The following is an 18420-nucleotide window of genomic DNA, read 5'->3' on the forward strand; positions in this document are numbered from 1 at the left end:
GGTTTGAGAATCTTTAACTCCATCGAACATTACCAACTCAATATTACTCGTGCCGCTTTTACCAGCGGTGAGTCACCATACCCTTATGTGGCCACATTTGGTTCTCATTTGTTTTTGTCAACTAATGGCGATGACGTGGTAAAAGCGTTAAATCATGGCGTCGCGGCAGCCACCATTGTGCATAACGCAGCGCAACAAAATCATACCGAGGAGCTGCGTATTGCGTTTGATGGTGATGCGGTGATCTTTTCGGATGAAGCCGAACGAGTTTATCGGAGTCAGGGCCTAGATGCTTTTGCTCACAGCGAAAAAGCCTCCGCGCGCCAGCCACTTGAGGGTGGCCCGTTCAAGCCCTTTTTGGCGGCACTTCATCATTTGCAAACGCGCTTTCCGCCTGACCAGTGCCCGATACGCACGGCTTTGGTCACGGCACGCGCGGCCCCAGCGCATGAGCGCGTGATTCGTACGTTAAGGGAGTGGAATATCCGTATTGATCAAGCACTGTTTCTTGGCGGGATGAACAAAGGGCCTTTCTTAAAAGCTTTTGGGGCCGATATTTTCTTCGATGATCAGAAGGGGCATTGTGATAACGCGGCTGGAATCGTCACTGCTGCCCACGTTCCCCACGGTGTGACAAATGAACAACCTCGTACGGGCGATAGCCCCGCTACGTCGCTCTCTGGTGAGGATAGAACATGAAGCTACAGCAGCTCAGGTATATCTGTGAAGTGAGAAAGCATGGGCTGAATGTTTCAGCCACTGCGGAGCATTTGTATACATCGCAGCCTGGGATTAGCAAACAAATTCGATTGCTAGAAGATGAACTTGGCGTTCAGATTTTCAACCGATCTGGAAAACATTTGACGAGCGTCACACCGCCAGGAGAGCGCATCCTAGAAATTGCGGAACGCATTTTGCTCGATGCCGCGAATATCAAGGCGATTGCAGCAGAATATGCCACGCCTGATGAAGGCATGCTGCGGGTGGCGACCACCCATACGCAGGCGCGCTATGCGCTGCCACCGGTGATCAAGCCATTTCGTGAGAAATATCCAAAAGTTCACTTGCAAATGCACCAGGGCAGCCCCAAACAGATTGCAGAGTTTGCCTCAAATGGGGAGGTGGATTTCGCGATTGCCACGGAAGAGCTGCACCGTTTCAGTAACTTGGTCATGTTGCCATGTTATCTTTGGAATCGAAGCATTGTGGTGCCAGCAGATCATCCTCTTGCCGGCGAAAGTCGGCTTGATATTCGAACGCTGGCCCGTTTTCCGTTGATTACTTATGTGTTTGGCTTTACCGGTCGATCAAAGCTTGATAAGGCGTTTGCCAAAGCCGGACTTGAGCCGCAGGTTGCGTTTGCCGCAACTGACGCAGATGTTATAAAAACTTATGTCCGGCTCGGTCTCGGTGTTGGTATTATTGCATCCATGGCATTTGATCCAGTGGCTGATAGAGACTTGGTCCGTATTGATGCCAGCCATCTGTTTGAAGCCAACACAGCGAGCATCGGCTTTCACCGAAATATATTTTTCCGTGAATATATGTTTGAGTTTATACGCTTGTTTGCGCCACATCTGACACGAGAGGTTGTGCTTGAGGCAAGCCAGTGCCGCGATGAGGAGTCTTTGAAGCGGCTGTTTTCTGATATTGACCTTCCGGTTTTTTAGCAACAGAAATGACAAGTGACGATAAGTGGCGATTATTATCAGTTGAGCGACCCAACTGGGCATCAGAAGAATTTATTGGTCTGTTGGGACATGAGCTGAACAATTTGCTCTCATCCTGTCGTGGTTACATAGAGCTTGCTCGACTTGACCAAGGCAAAGCAGACATCGATAGGTATCTCAAAGAAGCGCTCAATGGCGTGGACCGGCTGGCAGCGTTCAATGGAGCATTACTGGCGATGGGAGGCCGTATCCATGTAACGGGTACCCTCGTGTCGGTGGCTGAGATCGCCCATACCATACAAGCTTTTGTGACATTACCTGAGGCGTTCGATGGTGAGCGCCAGCTGAGGATTGACTTGCCTTGGTTCGTGAAAATCCACCAGGCGTTGGTCGACACCGCCGAGCAGGGTGGGTGGCATTATTGCGCCAGAGTCGTTTTGGACGGGAACTTTTGGACCTTTGAGTTTCAGGTGACAAAAACGCCGCAACCAATTGACTGGGAGAGCATTTTCCAGCCATTTTACCTCACTAAAAAGGTTCAGATTGGCCAAGGCCTTGGGTGGGCTTTTTGGCCCGGCGTGGTCGAAGCCATGCATGGTGCTTGGTGCGTAGAGCGTCATAGTTCAAACCCATGGGTGCGTCTGAAGGCCCAGTTCCCGATAGTTAACACTCAATAATGTTGACTGCCAGTCCGCCGCGTGCCGTCTCCTTATACTTTGTTTTCATGTCCTGTCCGGTTTCTTTCATGGTCTTGATGACTTTGTCGAGTGAAACTTTATGTTCACCGTCACCGCGCAATGCTAAGCGTGCTGCATTGATGGCTTTGACGGCGGCCATGGCATTGCGCTCGATACAGGGCACTTGCACCAAACCTCCCACCGGGTCGCAAGTCAAGCCAAGATTGTGCTCCATGCCTATCTCGGCGGCATTTTCTACTTGCAATGGTGTGCCACCTAAGACTTCTGTTAACGCGCCAGCAGCCATCGAGCAGGCGACACCGACTTCGCCTTGGCATCCGACTTCGGCACCAGAAATGGAAGCATTGAGCTTGTAAAGGATGGCAATGGCACCCGCAGTCAACAGGAAGCGCACAATGGCTTCTTCGTGTTGCCAGTCTGGGCATCGAAATACCAGGAAATATTTCAATACAGCTGGAATGATCCCAGCAGCACCGTTGGTGGGCGCTGTCACCACTCGGCCGCCAGCGGCATTTTCTTCGTTCACAGCCAAGGCATATAAATCCACCCAGTCCATAGTTGTCAAAGGATCATCTGGACGTTGTCCTTCTTGGCATAATCTTTCATAAATGGCTTTGGCTCGCCTTTTGACTTTGAGACCCCCTGGAAGCACGCCGTCCTTTGTGAGGCCCCGTGCAATACAGGCATCCATTGTGTTCCAAATCTGCAAAAGCCGCTGTTTAATTTCATCTTCACTACGCCAGGCTTTTTCATTGGCGAGCATCAGATCAGAAATTGAGCACTGATTCTGTTCACATAAACTCAGTAATTCTGCCGCAGTTGAGAAAGGGTAGGGCAGCGCGGTCTTGTCTTCGATAATCGGGTCTTCTGAGTCAATGTCATCGTTGACAACAAAGCCCCCACCTACCGAGTAATAGGTATGCCTGGCAATTTCAACGTTATCCTCGGTCATGGCCGTGAATATCATGCCATTAGGGTGTTTGGGCAATGTTTTGCGGCGATGAAAGACAATATCCAGATCAGGATCGAAAACGATCGTTTGTCCGCTACCGAGGGTGATTCGCTTCTGGTCACGAATTTTTGCCAGTTTATCCGGAACTGTGTCTGGATCAACCGTGTCAGGCTTTTCTCCCGCCAGCCCTAAAATCACAGCCTTATCTGATCCGTGGCCTTTCCCGGTCTGACCTAAGGACCCAAAAAGTTCGCATGTGACTTTGTGAACCGGCGCTCCTTTGAGATGCGCGAGGAAAAGGTTGGCGGCATGCATTGGGCCAACCGTATGTGAACTTGATGGCCCGATGCCTATCGAAAAAATATCAAAAACGCTGATCGCCATGTCTTTCCATCATTGTTTGATTAATGGTGAGGATGTTAGCAATTCCGTGCGGGAGTGAACAGATGGGTTTTACTGGTCTGGCCAAGCTCGATGCCAGCGATGGCGAAGCTCAGCAATGACTCTTGCCGTCGCTCCCCAAATTAAGTTGCCAGCATGCCAACAAACTTCGAATGATAGTTTTTGTCCTCGGTAGTAGAAGATTTCAGAATGCCAGTATTGCCTGCCCAAGGCTTTTTTCAACGGAAAGCGTACGATCTCGTGTACTTCGTCCGGCGAGGCCGTCAGTATCGGCAATCCCTCGACAAGGGCTACAATAGTATGGAGCTCAAAACCGCTGGTCGTCTTGATGGGCGGTAAGGCACCAATCGTGTGGACGAATTCACGGGATAATCCAATTTCCTCCTCGCTTTCCCGTAGCGCGGTGGCAAGGAGCGTTTCGCCATCTTCGACCACACCGCCTGGAAAACTCATCTGCCCAGGGTGGTGACGCAAATGCAACGCACGCCGCGTCAAAATGATGTGTTGGTCGAGTGAATCAGGGACGATCGCGAGCAGAGCAGCCGCCAGTCCACAGCGGTTGGTTGGTTGCGGCAATGGATCGCAGATTGTGTGCAATCTTGCTGTCAGTACCTCTTTGTTTTTCATAACGTCGGTAGAATTCGACTGACCTTGTCGAGTGTTTCTTGGTACTCGTTTCGGGCTTCCGAGTCAGCGACCAAACCGCCGCCGCCCCAACAGTAGATCTTCTGTTTATGTGTGACCAGCGTGCGAATCGCGATGCTGGAGTCCATATCACCATTAGGCGATAAACGAACTAAGGAGCCACAATAGATTTGGCGTCGGTGTGGCTCGAGCATTTCAATTATCGCCATCGCTCTAATTTTTGGGGCTCCGGTAATGGACCCGCCTGGAAATGCATCAAGGAGTAGGTCAAGGGCGGTGCGATCAGGGCGAAGGGTGCCGGTAATGGTACTGACCAAATGATGAACTGCTGGGTAGCTTTCGATGGCGAACAATTCAGGGACTTGGATTGTGCCCGGACGGCAACTCTTGGCGAAATCGTTTCTTAATAAATCCACAATCATGACATTTTCGGCTTTATCTTTTTCACTGTTTGCGAGATCCTTCCGCAGTGCCTCGTCTTTTATCGGGTCGGCGACACGGGGCCGTGTTCCTTTAATGGGACGCGTCTGGCACTGCCCCGATTCAACACGAATGAAGCGTTCAGGAGACACCGACAGAATTTGCACCTCTCCCAGATCGATAAACCCCGAAAATGGGGCGCCATTCTTTTCGAGCAGACGCTCATAGGCGATGAGCGGATTTCCACGATAGGCGGCTTGCCAGCGCTGCGCGAGGTTAATTTGATAGCAGTCTCCACTGTGAAGGTAGTCTTGTACTCGCTCAAACTTATCGCGGTAGGCGGGCCAGTCCATGTTGGACTCCCATTCAGAGCAGCGTTCGAATTCGTCGGCATTAGGGTGATTTAATCTATCAGTCAGTGCCTTGAGCCATTTTTCTGCTTGCTGCGCGTGGCCCGGCAATCCCTCAAGAGTGACTTCGTCTGTTTGGCGGTCATGAACAAAGTAAAGTGGATAGGCGCCTAGCCAGACGTATGGGAGAGCTATATCATCTGCAGCGTACGCGGGAAGCTTTTCAAGCAGGCGACCAGCATCGTAGGAAAGAAAGCCGAATATTTGTGCTGCGTGGCCAGAATGAAATGCGTTCTGGCTCCATTGATTGAGCTGATGTCTCAATGACGTGTGAGCGGTACGAAAAATCTCTAATTTTGTTTGCGGTGAGGCAGCGTAAAAGCTGTATCGGGATTGGGCGGTGATGGGCCCTCGACTTTCTAGCAATGCGGGGTACGGTTCACGGTCAAGCATGTACCGCAACGCCTGAAAAAAAGCTTCGTTGACTTGGCAATTTGCTTGCCTGCTTTTCCAATATTGCATGTTGCCGAGCTCCGGTGTTGTCTGCGGCTATTGTAAAGCAAGGCCAGATCAAATCGAAACGATCGTTTGGATTTGTTGTATACTTGGCTTCTCCGACGGGTAAATGTGAAATACATCATGGCAGTGATAAAAAACGAAGACATTATCGCCTCGGTGGCAGACGCCCTTCAGTATATCTCCTACTATCACCCTAAAGATTTCATCCAGGCGATGACCCAGGCCTACGAAAAAGAACAAAATCCGGCGGCACGTGATGCGATTGCTCAGATCCTGATCAATTCGCGTATGGCAGCCTACGGCCATCGGCCAGTGTGCCAAGATACTGGCATTGTTGTGGCATTCGTCAAACTAGGCGTGAACGCCAGACTGGAAGGCGATATGACGATACAGCAGTTGATCGATGAAGGCGTGCGGCGAGCCTATTGCGATCCCAATAATCCACTGCGCAAGTCGATCGTTGCCGATCCCGCAGGTCGCAGGAAAAATACAGGCGACAATACGCCGGCGGTGGTACATCTGGAAATGGTGCCAGGCGATCAAATCGAAATCACTGTGGCGGCGAAAGGAGGCGGTTCGGAAAACAAGTCGAAGTTCGCCATGCTCAACCCCAGCGACTCTATTGTTGACTGGGTGCTGGAAACCGTACCAAAAATGGGGGCCGGTTGGTGTCCTCCCGGCATTCTTGGCATTGGCATCGGCGGCACCGCTGAAAAGGCAATGCTGCTGGCCAAGGAGTCATTGATGGAACCGGTCAATATTCATCAGTTGCAGCAGCGGGGGCCCCAAAATGCAGTGGAAGAACTCAGACTAGAGCTCTATGAAAAAGTGAATCGATTGGGAATTGGGGCGCAAGGCTTAGGTGGTGTGACAACGGTGTTGGATGTCAAAATCAAAGATTATCCTACCCATGCCGCTTCCAAGCCAGTTGCACTGATTCCGAATTGTGCCGCCACACGACATGTTCACTTCGTGCTCGATGGCAGCGGCCCAGCACAATTACCGGTGCCTGATTTGTCAGATTGGCCGGAGATTAGTTGGTCACCCGGCGAAACGGCACAGCGTGTGAATCTGGACACCATCACACGGGAAGAAATAGCGCGTTGGCAACCAGGGCAGACTCTGTTGTTGTCTGGCAAGATTTTGACCGGCCGAGATGCGGCACATAAACGAATCGCGGATTTGTTGTCGAAAGGAGAACCATTGCCGGAAGGCCTTGATTTCAATGGGCGTTTTATCTATTACGTTGGGCCGGTTGATCCGGTCGGGGATGAAGTTGTGGGTCCCGCTGGGCCGACCACGGCGACACGCATGGACAAATTTACCGAAATGATGCTGGCCAAAACTGGATTGCTCGGCATGATCGGCAAGGCAGAGCGAGGCGATGAAGCCATTGAAGCCATACGTCGGCACAAATCTGTCTATTTGATTGCTGTAGGGGGGGCGGCCTACCTTGTGTCCAAAGCCATTAAGAAGGCGCGGGTGGTTGCTTTTGAGGACCTTGGCATGGAAGCTGTGTATGAATTTGAAGTAGAGGATATGCCCGTGACAGTTGCCGTCGATAGCCGCGGAGAATCTGTACACAAAAAGGGGCCGGAAGTCTGGCGTATCAAGTTGGCGAATGAAAACAATACCAAATAACGGGGGACAATAATCCTATGGCGATTGAAAGTGCAGGCGCTCGATTTCGCGCCGCTGTGGCCGAAGAAAAACCTCTGCAACTGGTTGGTACCATCACAGCGTATGCGGCCAGAATGGCAGAAAGAGTTGGATATCGTGCCATTTATTTGTCAGGAGGCGGGGTGGCCGCCAACTCTCTGGGAATGCCGGATCTCGGCATCAGTGGCTTAGAAGATGTGTTAGTCGATATTCGACGCATTACTGATACTTGTTCGTTGCCGCTTTTGGTAGATGCCGACACGGGTTTCGGGGGAGCCTTCAATATTGCACGCACAGTACGACTGATGACGCGCGCTGGTGCGGCGGGTTGCCATATTGAAGATCAGGTTGCGGCCAAGCGATGTGGTCACCGACCGAACAAGGCTATTGTGTCGCAGCAAGAGATGGTTGACCGGATTAAGGCGGCAGTGGATGCCCGGATTGATGATCAGTTTGTCATTATGGCCCGTACCGATGCCATCGCAGTTGAGGGGCTGGAGGCAGCGATTGAGAGAGCTTGTGCTTGTGTTGAGGCTGGGGCCGACATGATTTTCCCTGAAGCGATTACAAACTTGGACGATTATCGTAGGTTCAAGGAAGCAGTGGGCGTTCCCATCCTGGCAAACATCACCGAATTTGGAAAAACTCCGCTGTTTTCGACCCAGGAACTTGGTGAAGTCGGTGTTGATATTGTGCTGTATTGCTGCGGCGCTTACCGGATGATGAACAAAGCAGCATTGGAGTTTTATCAAACCGTGCGAAAAGTTGGGCATCAGCGCGATTTGATCGAGAAAATGCAGACTAGGGAAGAGTTATACGACTTTCTTGATTATCACGGTTACGAGCAAAAATTGGACGAATTGTTTACAAAGGAGAACCAAAAATGACAGAACAAGTACTACCAAAAGCAAAAAAGTCGGTGGCTTTGTCGGGGGTGGCTGCGGGCAATACCGCTCTATGTACCGTCGGACGTTCCGGCAATGACTTACATTATCGGGGATATGACATATTGGATTTGGCAGAGTCATGTGAATTCGAGGAGATCGCTTATCTCTTGATTCATGGCCACTTGCCAAATGTTGCCGAGCTTGCGCAATACAAACGTAAACTAAAAGCGCTGCGCGGCCTGCCTGAAATTGTACAAAGTGCATTGGAGCTGATTCCTGCTGCCGCGCACCCAATGGATGTGTTGAGAACGGGCTGTTCGGTATTGGGTACGGTGCTTCCGGAGAAAGAGGATCACGCGGAAGCCAATGCCAAGGACATCGCGGATCGGCTGTTGGCGTCTTTCCCGTCCATGCTTTTGTATTGGTACCACTATTCGCACAATGGTCGCCGTATTGATGTGGAAACAGACGATGATTCTATTGCGGCCCATTTCCTTCATTTGCTACACGGCGAAAAACCGAGCCAGCTATGGCAACGTTCGATGCATACTTCGCTCATTTTGTATGCAGAACATGAGTTTAACGCCTCAACTTTCACTGGCCGAGTGATCGCTGGCACCGGTTCCGACATGTATTCAGCCATTTGTGGTGCCATTGGCGCCTTACGTGGCCCGAAACACGGTGGTGCCAATGAAGTTGCGTTAGAAATCCAGCAACGCTATCAGACACCGGATGAGGCTGAGGCGGACATTAAGGCCCGGCTCGCGAGAAAAGAAATTGTCATCGGGTTTGGCCACCCGGTCTACACGGTCAGCGATCCGCGCAATCAAGTGATTAAGGAGGTCGCTCGACGGCTTTCCAAAGAACAAAAGAATATGAAACTCTTCAGCATTGCCGAGCGACTTGAGTCAGTGATGTGGGAAGAGAAAAAAATGTTCCCTAACTTGGATTGGTATTCGGCCGTTGCCTATCACGTCATGGGAATCCCAACCGCCATGTTCACACCAATTTTCGTCATGTCGCGGGTAACCGGTTGGGCAGCCCATGTTATGGAACAACGTCGAGACGGGAAAATCATTCGTCCGAGTGCGAATTACGTTGGCCCTGAGCCCCGCGAGTTTGTTCCGTTGAACAAACGTCCTTAAATTATCGCATAGAAAATTTACAGGTCGTGCGGTGTCCACCACCGCACCTTTGTCAATCAATAAGGAGCAAAAACTGTTATGAGTGCAAACGTTGATATCAACGTCCGTCCAGATCCGGATCCGGAGCTTGTCAAAATCGCAGAGTATGTGGCCGATTATGTCATTGAAAGTGAAGAAGCTTATGAGACTGCGCGTTATTGTTTAATGGACACGCTGGGATGTGGCTTTTTAGCGCTCCGTTATCCAGAATGCACAAAGTTATTGGGGCCTGTGGTACCCGGCACGATTGTGCCGAATGGCGCCAAAGTTCCTGGAACGCAATTTCAGCTAGATCCGGTTCAGGCCGCATTTAATATCGGCACCATGATTCGTTGGCTGGATTTCAATGACACATGGCTGGCAGCGGAATGGGGACACCCGTCGGATAATCTCGGCGCCATTCTTGCCGTTGCTGATTATGTGTCACGTGTTCGCCTTGCCGATGGCTACGAGCCGTTGACCATGTACGATGTTCTGACGGCCATGATCAAGGCGCACGAAATCCAGGGTGTTTTGGCGCTCGAGAACAGTTTCAACCGCGTCGGTCTTGACCACGTGGTACTCGTGAAAGTGGCTTCTGCTGCGGTGGTGACCGAATTGCTTGGTGGCGATCGCGATGACATCATCAACGCAGTGTCACAAGCGTTTGTTGATGGACAAGCCTTGCGAACTTATCGTCATGCCCCGAATACGGGTTCGCGTAAAAGTTGGGCTGCAGGGGATGCATGCTCTCGGGCGGTTCGTCTGGCCTTGATGACCATAAAAGGGGAAATGGGCTACCCGAGCGTTCTCTCAGCGCCCAAATGGGGCTTCTATGACGTGTTGTTCAATGGCCAGAAGTTTAAGTTTCAGCGCGACTTCGGCAGTTATGTGATGGAAAACGTCCTGTTTAAGATTTCTTTCCCGGCAGAATTCCATGCGCAGACGGCCGTGGAAGCTGCAGTGAAGTTGCATCCCGAAGTGGTGCACCGGCTTGACGACATAGATCGCATCGAACTGACAACGCATGAGTCGGCGATTCGAATTATCAGTAAGCAAGGCGAATTGCACAACCCGGCAGATCGTGATCATTGCTTGCAATACATGGTGGCGGTAGCGTTGTTAAAAGGCAACCTAACAGCCGATGACTACGAAGATGAGGCAGCTGCCGACCCACGGATCGACATGTTGCGCGATAAAATGGTTGTTCAGGAAGACAAGCGTTACAGCAAGGAATACCATGATCCTGACAAGCGCAGTATTGCCAATGCTGTACAGGTTTTCTTCAAAGATGGCACGAGCACGGACAAAATTGAGATTGAGTATCCGATAGGCCACCGCCGTCGTCGTGAAGAAGGGATCCCTGTTCTCATCAACAAATTCAAGACAAACTTGCAAACGAGGTTCCCACGTCTGCAAGCGCAGGACATTTTTGAAATGTGCATGGACAAGGAAGAGTTATACGCAACCCCTGTCAATGAATTTGTTGATCTCATGGTCATTTAATACCTTCACATGATGTGAAAAAAGGCCCATTTATCATGGGCCTTTTTTCTGCTTGCTTGATGACATGGATTCAGTTAGCGTTTTAAACCAGTTATTAGCTTATAACGTTTGGCTCTCGATTTGTGAAAGAGATGGATGCTGCAGCGAACACTTTGGACGACTGGTATCTCCCTTTTCGACAGAACACCATTGGGCACGACTTATTGGTGGAGACGTATAATGGTCGCACACCGCTCGTTTACGCGGATTGGACCGCGAGTGGTCGGTTATATCAACCGATTGAGACTTATTTGAGCGAAGAGCTTGGTCCTTGGGTTGGCAATACCCATACAGAATCCACATGGACTGGGTGTGCGATGAGCGCTGCCTACGATGAAGCGCGCAGCCTGATTAAACATCATGTGGGCGCCGATCAGAATGACGTCCTACTCTTTTGCGGCAATGGCATGACGTCAGCGATCAATAAACTGCAACGTATACTGGGCCTTCGTGGACCAGAACAATGGCAGCAGTATTTGCCAGATAAGCGTCAAAAACCACTGGTTTGTATCACGCACATGGAACACCATTCCAATCAAACGACGTGGGAAGAGTGCGATGTTGATATCGCCATCATAGAAAGAGGCGAGGACGGCAAACCTAGTCTCCAACATCTCGAAGATATTTTACAGTCCGAACACCAGAACCGACCACTGTTGATTGGTTCTTTTACCGCATGTTCTAACGTCACCGGAATTGAAACCGATTATCATCGGATGGCGGCACTGATGCACAAGTATGGCGGAATATGTTTTGTCGATTTCGCGGCGTCTGCGCCATATGTCTCTATTAACATGCATCCGGCCAACCTTGATGAGCGCCTTGATGGTATCTTTTTTTCACCCCACAAGTTCTTAGGAGGGCCAGGCAGTTCAGGTGTTTTGGTCTTTCATTCCCGTCTTTACCGGCTCTCAACGCCAGATCAACCGGGAGGCGGTACCGTCGCGTGGACCAACCCCTGGGGCGGACACCGGTATTACGATAACATTGAGATTCGCGAAGATGGAGGCACCCCCGGATTTTTGCAAGCGATCAAGGCGGCCCTTGCCGTACGGCTTAAAGAAGCGATGGGGATCGAGCGTATCCGAGCACGCGAACGCCATCTGGCCAGCTTATTTGTGCGGGAACTGACCCGCCATCCTGATATCGAGCTGTTGGAGGGACAGCAGCAGGAACGATTGCCCATTTTTTCCTTTTACAGTCGGCATATTCATCACAATCTCCTTGTGAAAATCCTCAACGATTATTTCGGTATTCAGGTGCGGGGAGGGTGCTCTTGTGCTGGTACGTACGGCCATATCCTGTTGGGCGTTGATCAAGAGCGCTCTCAGCAAATCACCGCGCAAATCGATGCGGGTGATTTAAGCAGCAAGCCAGGTTGGGTACGTGTTTCTTTGCACCCAACAATGACTGAAGATGAAGTACTGATGATCGCGCGTGCGATACACCAAGTGATTGACAATATTGTTGAGTGGAGTCGTCCGTATCGCTTTGATTCTGCCACCGGTGAGTTCTATCAGACCTGTGAACTGCAGATTCTACCCAGTCTGAGCGCCGCGCGGCTGTATTAGTTATCCAATAAATTATCGAGAAAACAATTCCAACATACTGAGTTTCCTACAATTTATATGCTTTGCTGGCGCTTTGTGCCGGACACTTTGCAAGCTGCCAGATCATCCGGCTCTGTGGTACAATGTACGCCTTTGTTGTGGGGCGCTTTCCACAGTTTTCACAATAACAAAAAGGATTGATGTTTTATGGGCGAAATGGCCAAAGAAATCCTGCCTATCAATATCGAAGATGAATTAAAAACCTCTTATTTAGATTACGCGATGAGCGTCATTGTTGGGCGGGCCCTTCCCGATGTTCGGGATGGGTTGAAGCCGGTTCATCGCCGCGTGCTCTATGCCATGCAAGTGCTAGGCAATCATTACAACAAGCCGTATAAAAAATCAGCGCGCGTTGTGGGTGATGTGATCGGTAAGTATCACCCACATGGTGATTCCGCGGTATATGACACCATTGTGCGCATGGCACAACCATTTTCACTTCGATACCCACTTGTGGACGGGCAAGGCAACTTTGGTTCGGTGGATGGCGACGCGCCAGCGGCAATGCGTTATACCGAGGTGCGAATGGCGCGCATCGCGCACGAACTGCTGGCCGATCTTGACAAGGAAACTGTCGATTTTGTGGAGAACTATGATGGCAGTGAAACAGAGCCTTCAGTGCTTCCCACGCGCGTGCCAAATCTACTGGTCAACGGTGCATCTGGGATCGCTGTCGGTATGGCCACGAATATACCACCGCACAATTTGCGTGAAGTGATCGCAGGCTGTTTGGCCTTGATTGAGAATCCTGAGATCACGATCGACGAGCTGATGACTTATATCCCGGGCCCCGACTTCCCAACGGCTGGCATCATTAATGGTCGTGCCGGTATTGTCGAAGCCTATCGAACAGGCAGAGGGCGCATTTATGTGCGGGCACGGACACACTTCGAGAACATGGGTGAAAATGGCAATCGGCAACAGATAGTTATTGATGAGCTGCCCTACCAAGTCAACAAAGCAAGGCTGATTGAAAAAATTGCAGAACTTGTCAAAGACAAAAAAATTGAAGGGATTACTGGTCTGCGCGATGAGTCTGACAAGCAGGGTATGCGAGTCGTGATCGAACTCAGACGTGGTGAAGTCCCAGAAGTTGTTCTGAATAATTTATTTGCCCAAACCCAAATGCAAACGGTGTTCGGGATCAATATGGTGGCGCTCGATCAAGGGCAGCCGCGCTTGTTTAACCTGAAAGATGCGTTGACGGCATTTATTAACCACAGACGGGAAGTGGTGACACGCAGAACCATCTTTGAGCTGCGTAAAGCGCGTGAGAAAGCCCATGTGCTTGAAGGACTCGCCATCGCGCTCGCCAATATTGATGAAATTATTGAACTCATCAAAAAATCGCCCAGCCCGGCAGAAGCAAAAGCTGCTTTGATGGAGAAAGCGTGGCCGATAGGTAATGTTAAGGCCATGCTTGAACGTGCGGGCGCTGACGCCTGCCGACCGGAAGGATTGCCGGACCATTTTGGCGTGCACGGCCAGGTCTACCGGTTATCGCCTGAGCAGGCACAGGCGATTCTTGATCTGCGGTTGCACAAGTTGACAGGCTTGGAGCATGAAAAAATTCTGGACGAATATCGCTCGTTGATTGATACCATCGCTGAATTGATGCACATCTTGGCTTCAGAGCCACGTTTGATGGAAGTCATTTGCGAAGAGCTGCAAGAAATCTCTGACAAATATGGCGATGACCGGAGAACAGAGATTCTGTCTTCTAAGTTAGACTTGACGCTCGAAGATCTCATTACCGAACAATCGGTCGTTGTGACACTGTCACACGAGGGATATGTTAAATACCAGCCGCTCGCAGACTATCGTGCACAACGGCGCGGTGGACGAGGCAAAAGCGCCACTCGAATGAAAGACGAGGACTTCATTGAACGCCTCTTGGTGGCTTCGACGCATGACACCATTTTGTGTTTTTCCAACCTGGGTAAAGTTTACTGGTTAAAAGTGTATGAGTTGCCTGAAGCCGGACGCGGGGCGCGTGGCAAGCCAATTGTGAATCTCTTACCGCTTGAGGATGGGGAAAAAATTGACTTTATCTTGCCGGTCTCAGACTACGACAGCGGCCAGTATGTGTTTATGGCGATGAGCAGTGGCACGGTGAAAAAGACACCGTTGATAGATTACTCTCGGCCGCGAAGCACCGGTATACGCGCTGTTGATCTCGTCGATGGGGATAGACTCGTGGGTGTCGTGCTCACATCCGGTGAAGATGAAATTATGCTTTTCTCAAATGCTGGCAAGGCCATCCGCTTCCGTGAACAGGAAGTCCGACCGATGGGGCGTGTTGCGCGCGGCGTTCGAGGCATGCGTCTCGGACAAGGCGAACAAGTCATGTCACTGGTTGTCGTCGAGCCGAATGCGACGGTTTTGGTGGCAACAGAAAATGGCTATGGGAAGCGAACGGCAATGGAAGATTTTCCAGTCCGGGGACGCGGTGGACAGGGTGTGATCGCAGTACAGACAAGCGCCCGAAATGGTCGGCTCGTAAGAGCGATTGCCGTACATGACGATGATGAGTACATGTTGATAACGGATGCCGGCACGCTGATCCGTTGCCGTGCAAATGAAGTCAGGGTGATGGGCCGCAACACCCAAGGCGTGCTGCTCATACGGTTGGATGAAGGTGAAAAATTAGCGGGTATGCAACGCATTGAAGAATTGGGCACAGACACGGCGTCGATAGACCAAGATAGCGATGAACAGCACTAGTCGCGTATATAACTTTAGTGCGGGGCCAGCAACGCTTCCGACTGAACTACTTGAACAAGTGCGGGATGAATTGCTCGACTGGCAAGGAATGGGGCGGTCGGTCATGGAGATCTCGCATCGCTCCCGTGAATTTGCTGCTTTGCTAGAAGAGGCTGAGCGCAATCTGCGGCATCTATTGCAGGTGCCTGAGCATTATAAAGTGCTTTGGGTGCATGGAAGCGCGAGCCACCAGTTTGCTATGGTTCCCATGAATCTTGGTGGTGCCGGATATGCGGATTATGCCTGCACTGGACGCTGGTCTGACAAAGCAGAGCGGGAAGCAGAGCGTTATGTCGAAGTCAATCGTATGGCTGTGCGTCAAGAATCTGATGGCATGGTTGAAATCTCGACAACTGGGTCTTGGCCAATAAGCGAAAAGGCCGGTTACCTCTATTACACCCCCAATGAAACCATTGATGGGTTGAGCATTGACGAGCCACTGGACACCAAGGCCTTATATGGAAGCGATGTGCCGCTTGTGGCCGATATGTCGTCCTGCTTGTTGTCTCGTCCGATTGACATAGAAAAATTCGGTGTGATTTTTGCTGGCGCTCAAAAAAATATTGGTACCGCTGGGGTCACGCTTGTCATTATCCGAGAGGATCTTGTCGCAGAAGCGCCGCGATTTGTGCCTACGCTTTTGCAATACAAAACCTATGCGGATCATTCGTCGTTATATAATACGCCTGCGGTTTTTCCCATCTACATCGCCGCCATGATGTTTAGATGGTTAATTAAGCAGGGTGGACTTGCAGCCGTTGCGAAACAGAATCAGCATAAGGCACGGCAACTTTACCAGACAATTGATGACAGTTCGTTGTACCGAAACAATGTATCACCTAAAAATCGGTCGTGGATGAATATTCCATTCACGCTGACGAAGCCACACCTTGATGAGCTATTTCTGAGTATGGCGGAGGCGAGAGGTCTAGTGGCATTGAAGGGGCACCGAAGTGTCGGCGGTATGAGAGCAAGTCTTTACAACGCCATGCCATTGTCGGGCGTTGAGGCGCTTATCGATTTTATGTGCGAATTTGAACAAAGATATGCGGAGGGAGTAGATGAGTTGTGATTTGACCGCCCTGGCCAATGCTGGCATTCGGGGCCTCCAGCCTTATCAGCCGGGCAAGCCAATCAGTGAACTGCAACGCGAGCTCGGCTTGACCGATATCGTGAAATTGGCCAGCAATGAAAATCCATTAGGCTGTTCGCTCAAAGTACGAGAAGCCATGGAATCGTGTATGGCCGATATTGCGCGTTACCCTGATGCCAATGGCTATTATCTGAAACAAGCACTAAGCGAAAAGCTGGGGATTCGGGCAGGACAAATCACCTTGGGCAATGGCTCCAATGACGTGTTGGACCTGATTGCACGGACGTTTGCTGGGCCGGGTCGAGAAGTGATTTTTTCACAGCATGCTTTCTTGGTGTATCCGATTGTCACTAAGGCTGTTGAGGCGAAGGCCGTGGTGGTGCCGGCTCGAAATTATGGGCACGATTTAGATGCCATGGCGGACGCCATCACAGAACAAACCAGTTTGATTTTTATCGCCAACCCCAACAACCCAACAGGGACCTGGGTGAGCGCAAATGAATTACGCACGTTCTTAAAGCGTGTGCCGGAAAATGTCATTGTCGTTGTGGATGAAGCTTATTATGAATATGTCGACTCCCCCGATTATCCGCAGACACTTAGCAAGCTGGCGGAATTTCCCAATTTGATTGTCACCAGAACGTTTTCCAAAGCGTACGGGCTGGCCGGGTTACGCGTTGGCTATTCGGTTTCGCATCCTGACGTTGCTGATTTGCTCAACCGTATTCGCCAACCGTTTAATGTGAACAGCCTCGCGCTTGCGGCTGCAGAAGCCGCCTTGTCGGACGTGGATTTTCTACAAAAAGCGGTTGAGCTGAACAAAGCAGGAATGGCCTATCTGACGGCAGCTATGGACGACATGGGCTATCGTTATATTCCGTCTGCGGGCAACTTTTTGACGATTGATTTCGAATGTGATGCGCAGAGCCTTTACCAAAAGTTGTTACACGAAGGGGTGATTGTGCGTCCTGTTGCCAATTATGAATTGCCCTCACATTTGCGTGTCAGTATCGGCACAATGGAAGAAAATGAACGCTTTGTGCAGGCCCTCAAGAAGGTGACCGGGCGATGAGCGAAGTGCCGGTCATTGCGGTGGATGGACCAAGCGGCGTCGGTAAGGGGACAGTCTGTAAATATCTGGCCAAAAAGCTTGGCTGGCATTTGTTGGATTCTGGCGCATTATATCGGGTGCTGGCAATTTATGCTGAACGGCTAGGAGTCAAACTTGATGACGAGCGCGCGCTGGCACAACTGGCGTATTCCTTGCCTGTCACTTTCCATGTATCTGATGATTCGGAGCTCGTCAGCGTCTGGCTCGACGGCGACAATGTTGACGATTGCCTACGTACTGAAGAGACTGGCCGTAAGGCGTCTATGGTTGCATCATTGCCTGCGGTACGAGATGCATTACTGGCGCGTCAACGCGCCTTCCGTCAACCGCCTGGATTAGTTGCGGATGGCCGTGACATGGGTACGGTGGTCTTCCCTAATGCTGAAGTCAAAATTTTTATGGACGCGAGCGCCGAAGCGCGTGCGCAACGGCGTTATAACCAGTTGAAACAAAAGGGGGTAGATGCTAACATTGCGGCCCTTTTAGAGGACATCAAAACACGTGATGAGCGTGATCGCAATCGTCCGGTGGCCCCGTTAAGGCCTGCCGACGATGCGGTGGTCCTTGATACGACGACCCTCACCGTCGAGCAGGTGCTCGATAGGGTGTGGTCGATTGTATTATCAAAACTGCCTTTGGCAGAGAGGTAAATTGGGTATTCACGCATGGATGAAATCGTGAATGCGGGTTGGGCAACCCACCGATTCAGGACGAAACGGTGGCTTGGTAAACGGCGTAAGCCATTAACTAAATTGGGTAACTACGAATGAGCGAAAGCTTCGCTGAACTTTTTGAAGAAAGTTTAAAGAATCTGGATATGCAGCCAGGCACGGTGGTTGAGGGCGTTGTTGTTGATATGGACAACGAAGTCGCCGTCGTGGATGCTGGCCTGAAGTCCGAAGGCATCATCCCGCTTGATCAGTTCCGGGATGA

General features: G+C 50.8%; 16 protein-coding genes. 13 read left to right on the forward strand and 3 right to left on the reverse strand.

All coding sequences use genetic code 11. From position 1 onward, the window contains the following. The 3 genes from D6694_02370 to D6694_02380 all read left to right on the forward strand — a co-directional run. The coding region (locus D6694_02370; GenBank protein RMH47208.1) for a 5'-nucleotidase at positions 1-699 on the forward strand (699 nt) is incomplete at its 5' end. Continuing rightward, the gene (gene cysB / locus D6694_02375; GenBank protein RMH47209.1) at positions 696-1670 is read left to right on the forward strand and encodes an HTH-type transcriptional regulator CysB; all 975 of its coding nucleotides are present in this window, start codon (positions 696-698) and stop codon (positions 1668-1670) included. The genes D6694_02370 and cysB, both read left to right, overlap by 4 nt. Before the next feature lie 8 nt (positions 1671-1678). After that, positions 1679-2347, forward strand: a complete 669-nt coding sequence (locus D6694_02380; GenBank protein ID RMH47210.1) for a sensor histidine kinase — start codon at positions 1679-1681, stop codon at positions 2345-2347. Here the strand turns inward: D6694_02380 and D6694_02385 are convergent. The 3 genes from D6694_02385 to pabB all read right to left on the reverse strand — a co-directional run bounded on the left by D6694_02385 (position 2334) and on the right by pabB (position 5659). Next, positions 2334-3704 carry an L-serine ammonia-lyase gene (locus D6694_02385; protein RMH47211.1) on the reverse strand — a complete coding sequence of 457 codons (1371 nt, stop codon included), beginning with the start codon at positions 3702-3704 and terminating at the stop codon, positions 2334-2336. The genes D6694_02380 and D6694_02385 overlap by 14 nt on opposite strands. A gap of 69 nt (positions 3705-3773) precedes the next feature. Continuing rightward, positions 3774-4349, reverse strand: coding sequence for a CoA pyrophosphatase (locus D6694_02390; protein ID RMH47212.1), 576 nt, complete (start codon positions 4347-4349; stop codon positions 3774-3776). Beyond that, positions 4346-5659 carry an aminodeoxychorismate synthase component I gene (pabB, locus tag D6694_02395; protein ID RMH47213.1) on the reverse strand — a complete coding sequence of 438 codons (1314 nt, stop codon included), beginning with the start codon at positions 5657-5659 and terminating at the stop codon, positions 4346-4348. Before pabB ends, D6694_02390 begins: the two co-directional genes overlap by 4 nt. A 117-nt stretch (positions 5660-5776) precedes the next feature. Here pabB and D6694_02400 point away from each other — a divergent pair, with 117 nt between their 5' ends. The 10 genes from D6694_02400 to D6694_02445 form a co-directional block, all read left to right on the forward strand. After that, the gene (locus D6694_02400) at positions 5777-7297 is read left to right on the forward strand and encodes a fumarate hydratase (GenBank protein ID RMH47214.1); all 1521 of its coding nucleotides are present in this window, start codon (positions 5777-5779) and stop codon (positions 7295-7297) included. Positions 7298-7314: 17 nt separating this feature from the next. Further along, positions 7315-8202 (forward strand): methylisocitrate lyase, encoded by an 888-nt coding sequence (locus D6694_02405; protein ID RMH47215.1) that lies wholly within the window; start codon positions 7315-7317, stop codon positions 8200-8202. After that, a complete protein-coding gene (locus tag D6694_02410) occupies positions 8199-9347 on the forward strand; it encodes a 2-methylcitrate synthase (GenBank protein RMH47216.1) in 1149 nt (382 codons plus the stop codon). The genes D6694_02405 and D6694_02410 overlap by 4 nt, the downstream gene beginning before the upstream one ends. 78 nt (positions 9348-9425) lie before the next feature. Next, complete coding sequence (locus tag D6694_02415) at positions 9426-10871, forward strand: bifunctional 2-methylcitrate dehydratase/aconitate hydratase (GenBank protein ID RMH47217.1); 1446 nt, start codon at positions 9426-9428, stop codon at positions 10869-10871. Between the two features lie 131 nt (positions 10872-11002). Beyond that, positions 11003-12481: an aminotransferase class V-fold PLP-dependent enzyme gene (locus D6694_02420; protein RMH47218.1), complete on the forward strand. Its 1479-nt coding sequence runs from the start codon at positions 11003-11005 to the stop codon at positions 12479-12481. 186 nt (positions 12482-12667) lie between these two features. Then, entirely contained in the window at positions 12668-15244 is a 2577-nt protein-coding gene (gene gyrA / locus D6694_02425) for a DNA gyrase subunit A (GenBank protein ID RMH47219.1), read from the forward strand. Further along, positions 15231-16355, forward strand: coding sequence for a 3-phosphoserine/phosphohydroxythreonine transaminase (serC, locus tag D6694_02430; GenBank protein ID RMH47220.1), 1125 nt, complete (start codon positions 15231-15233; stop codon positions 16353-16355). The genes gyrA and serC overlap by 14 nt, the downstream gene beginning before the upstream one ends. Further along, positions 16345-17448: a histidinol-phosphate transaminase gene (locus D6694_02435; protein ID RMH47221.1), complete on the forward strand. Its 1104-nt coding sequence runs from the start codon at positions 16345-16347 to the stop codon at positions 17446-17448. The genes serC and D6694_02435 overlap by 11 nt, the downstream gene beginning before the upstream one ends. Then, positions 17445-18137, forward strand: coding sequence for a (d)CMP kinase (locus D6694_02440; GenBank protein ID RMH47222.1), 693 nt, complete (start codon positions 17445-17447; stop codon positions 18135-18137). Before D6694_02435 ends, D6694_02440 begins: the two co-directional genes overlap by 4 nt. A gap of 116 nt (positions 18138-18253) precedes the next feature. Beyond that, the coding region (locus D6694_02445) for a S1 RNA-binding domain-containing protein (GenBank protein ID RMH47223.1) at positions 18254-18420 on the forward strand (167 nt) is incomplete at its 3' end.

This window comes from Gammaproteobacteria bacterium (assembly GCA_003696665.1).
Classification (GTDB): Bacteria; Pseudomonadota; Gammaproteobacteria; order Enterobacterales.

Excerpts from the sequence above, each read along its gene's own strand:
- cysB (RMH47209.1), top strand. The coding sequence starts at position 696 with ATGAAGCTACAGCAGCTCAGGTATATCTGTGAAGTGAGAAAGCATGGG.
- D6694_02380 (RMH47210.1), top strand. The coding sequence starts at position 1,679 with ATGACAAGTGACGATAAGTGGCGATTATTATCAGTTGAGCGACCCAAC.
- D6694_02385 (RMH47211.1), bottom strand. The coding sequence starts at position 3,704 with ATGGCGATCAGCGTTTTTGATATTTTTTCGATAGGCATCGGGCCATCA.
- D6694_02390 (RMH47212.1), bottom strand. The coding sequence starts at position 4,349 with ATGAAAAACAAAGAGGTACTGACAGCAAGATTGCACACAATCTGCGAT.
- pabB (RMH47213.1), bottom strand. The coding sequence starts at position 5,659 with ATGCAATATTGGAAAAGCAGGCAAGCAAATTGCCAAGTCAACGAAGCT.
- D6694_02400 (RMH47214.1), top strand. The coding sequence starts at position 5,777 with ATGGCAGTGATAAAAAACGAAGACATTATCGCCTCGGTGGCAGACGCC.
- D6694_02405 (RMH47215.1), top strand. The coding sequence starts at position 7,315 with ATGGCGATTGAAAGTGCAGGCGCTCGATTTCGCGCCGCTGTGGCCGAA.
- D6694_02410 (RMH47216.1), top strand. The coding sequence starts at position 8,199 with ATGACAGAACAAGTACTACCAAAAGCAAAAAAGTCGGTGGCTTTGTCG.
- D6694_02415 (RMH47217.1), top strand. The coding sequence starts at position 9,426 with ATGAGTGCAAACGTTGATATCAACGTCCGTCCAGATCCGGATCCGGAG.
- D6694_02420 (RMH47218.1), top strand. The coding sequence starts at position 11,003 with ATGGATGCTGCAGCGAACACTTTGGACGACTGGTATCTCCCTTTTCGA.
- gyrA (RMH47219.1), top strand. The coding sequence starts at position 12,668 with ATGGGCGAAATGGCCAAAGAAATCCTGCCTATCAATATCGAAGATGAA.
- serC (RMH47220.1), top strand. The coding sequence starts at position 15,231 with ATGAACAGCACTAGTCGCGTATATAACTTTAGTGCGGGGCCAGCAACG.
- D6694_02435 (RMH47221.1), top strand. The coding sequence starts at position 16,345 with ATGAGTTGTGATTTGACCGCCCTGGCCAATGCTGGCATTCGGGGCCTC.
- D6694_02440 (RMH47222.1), top strand. The coding sequence starts at position 17,445 with ATGAGCGAAGTGCCGGTCATTGCGGTGGATGGACCAAGCGGCGTCGGT.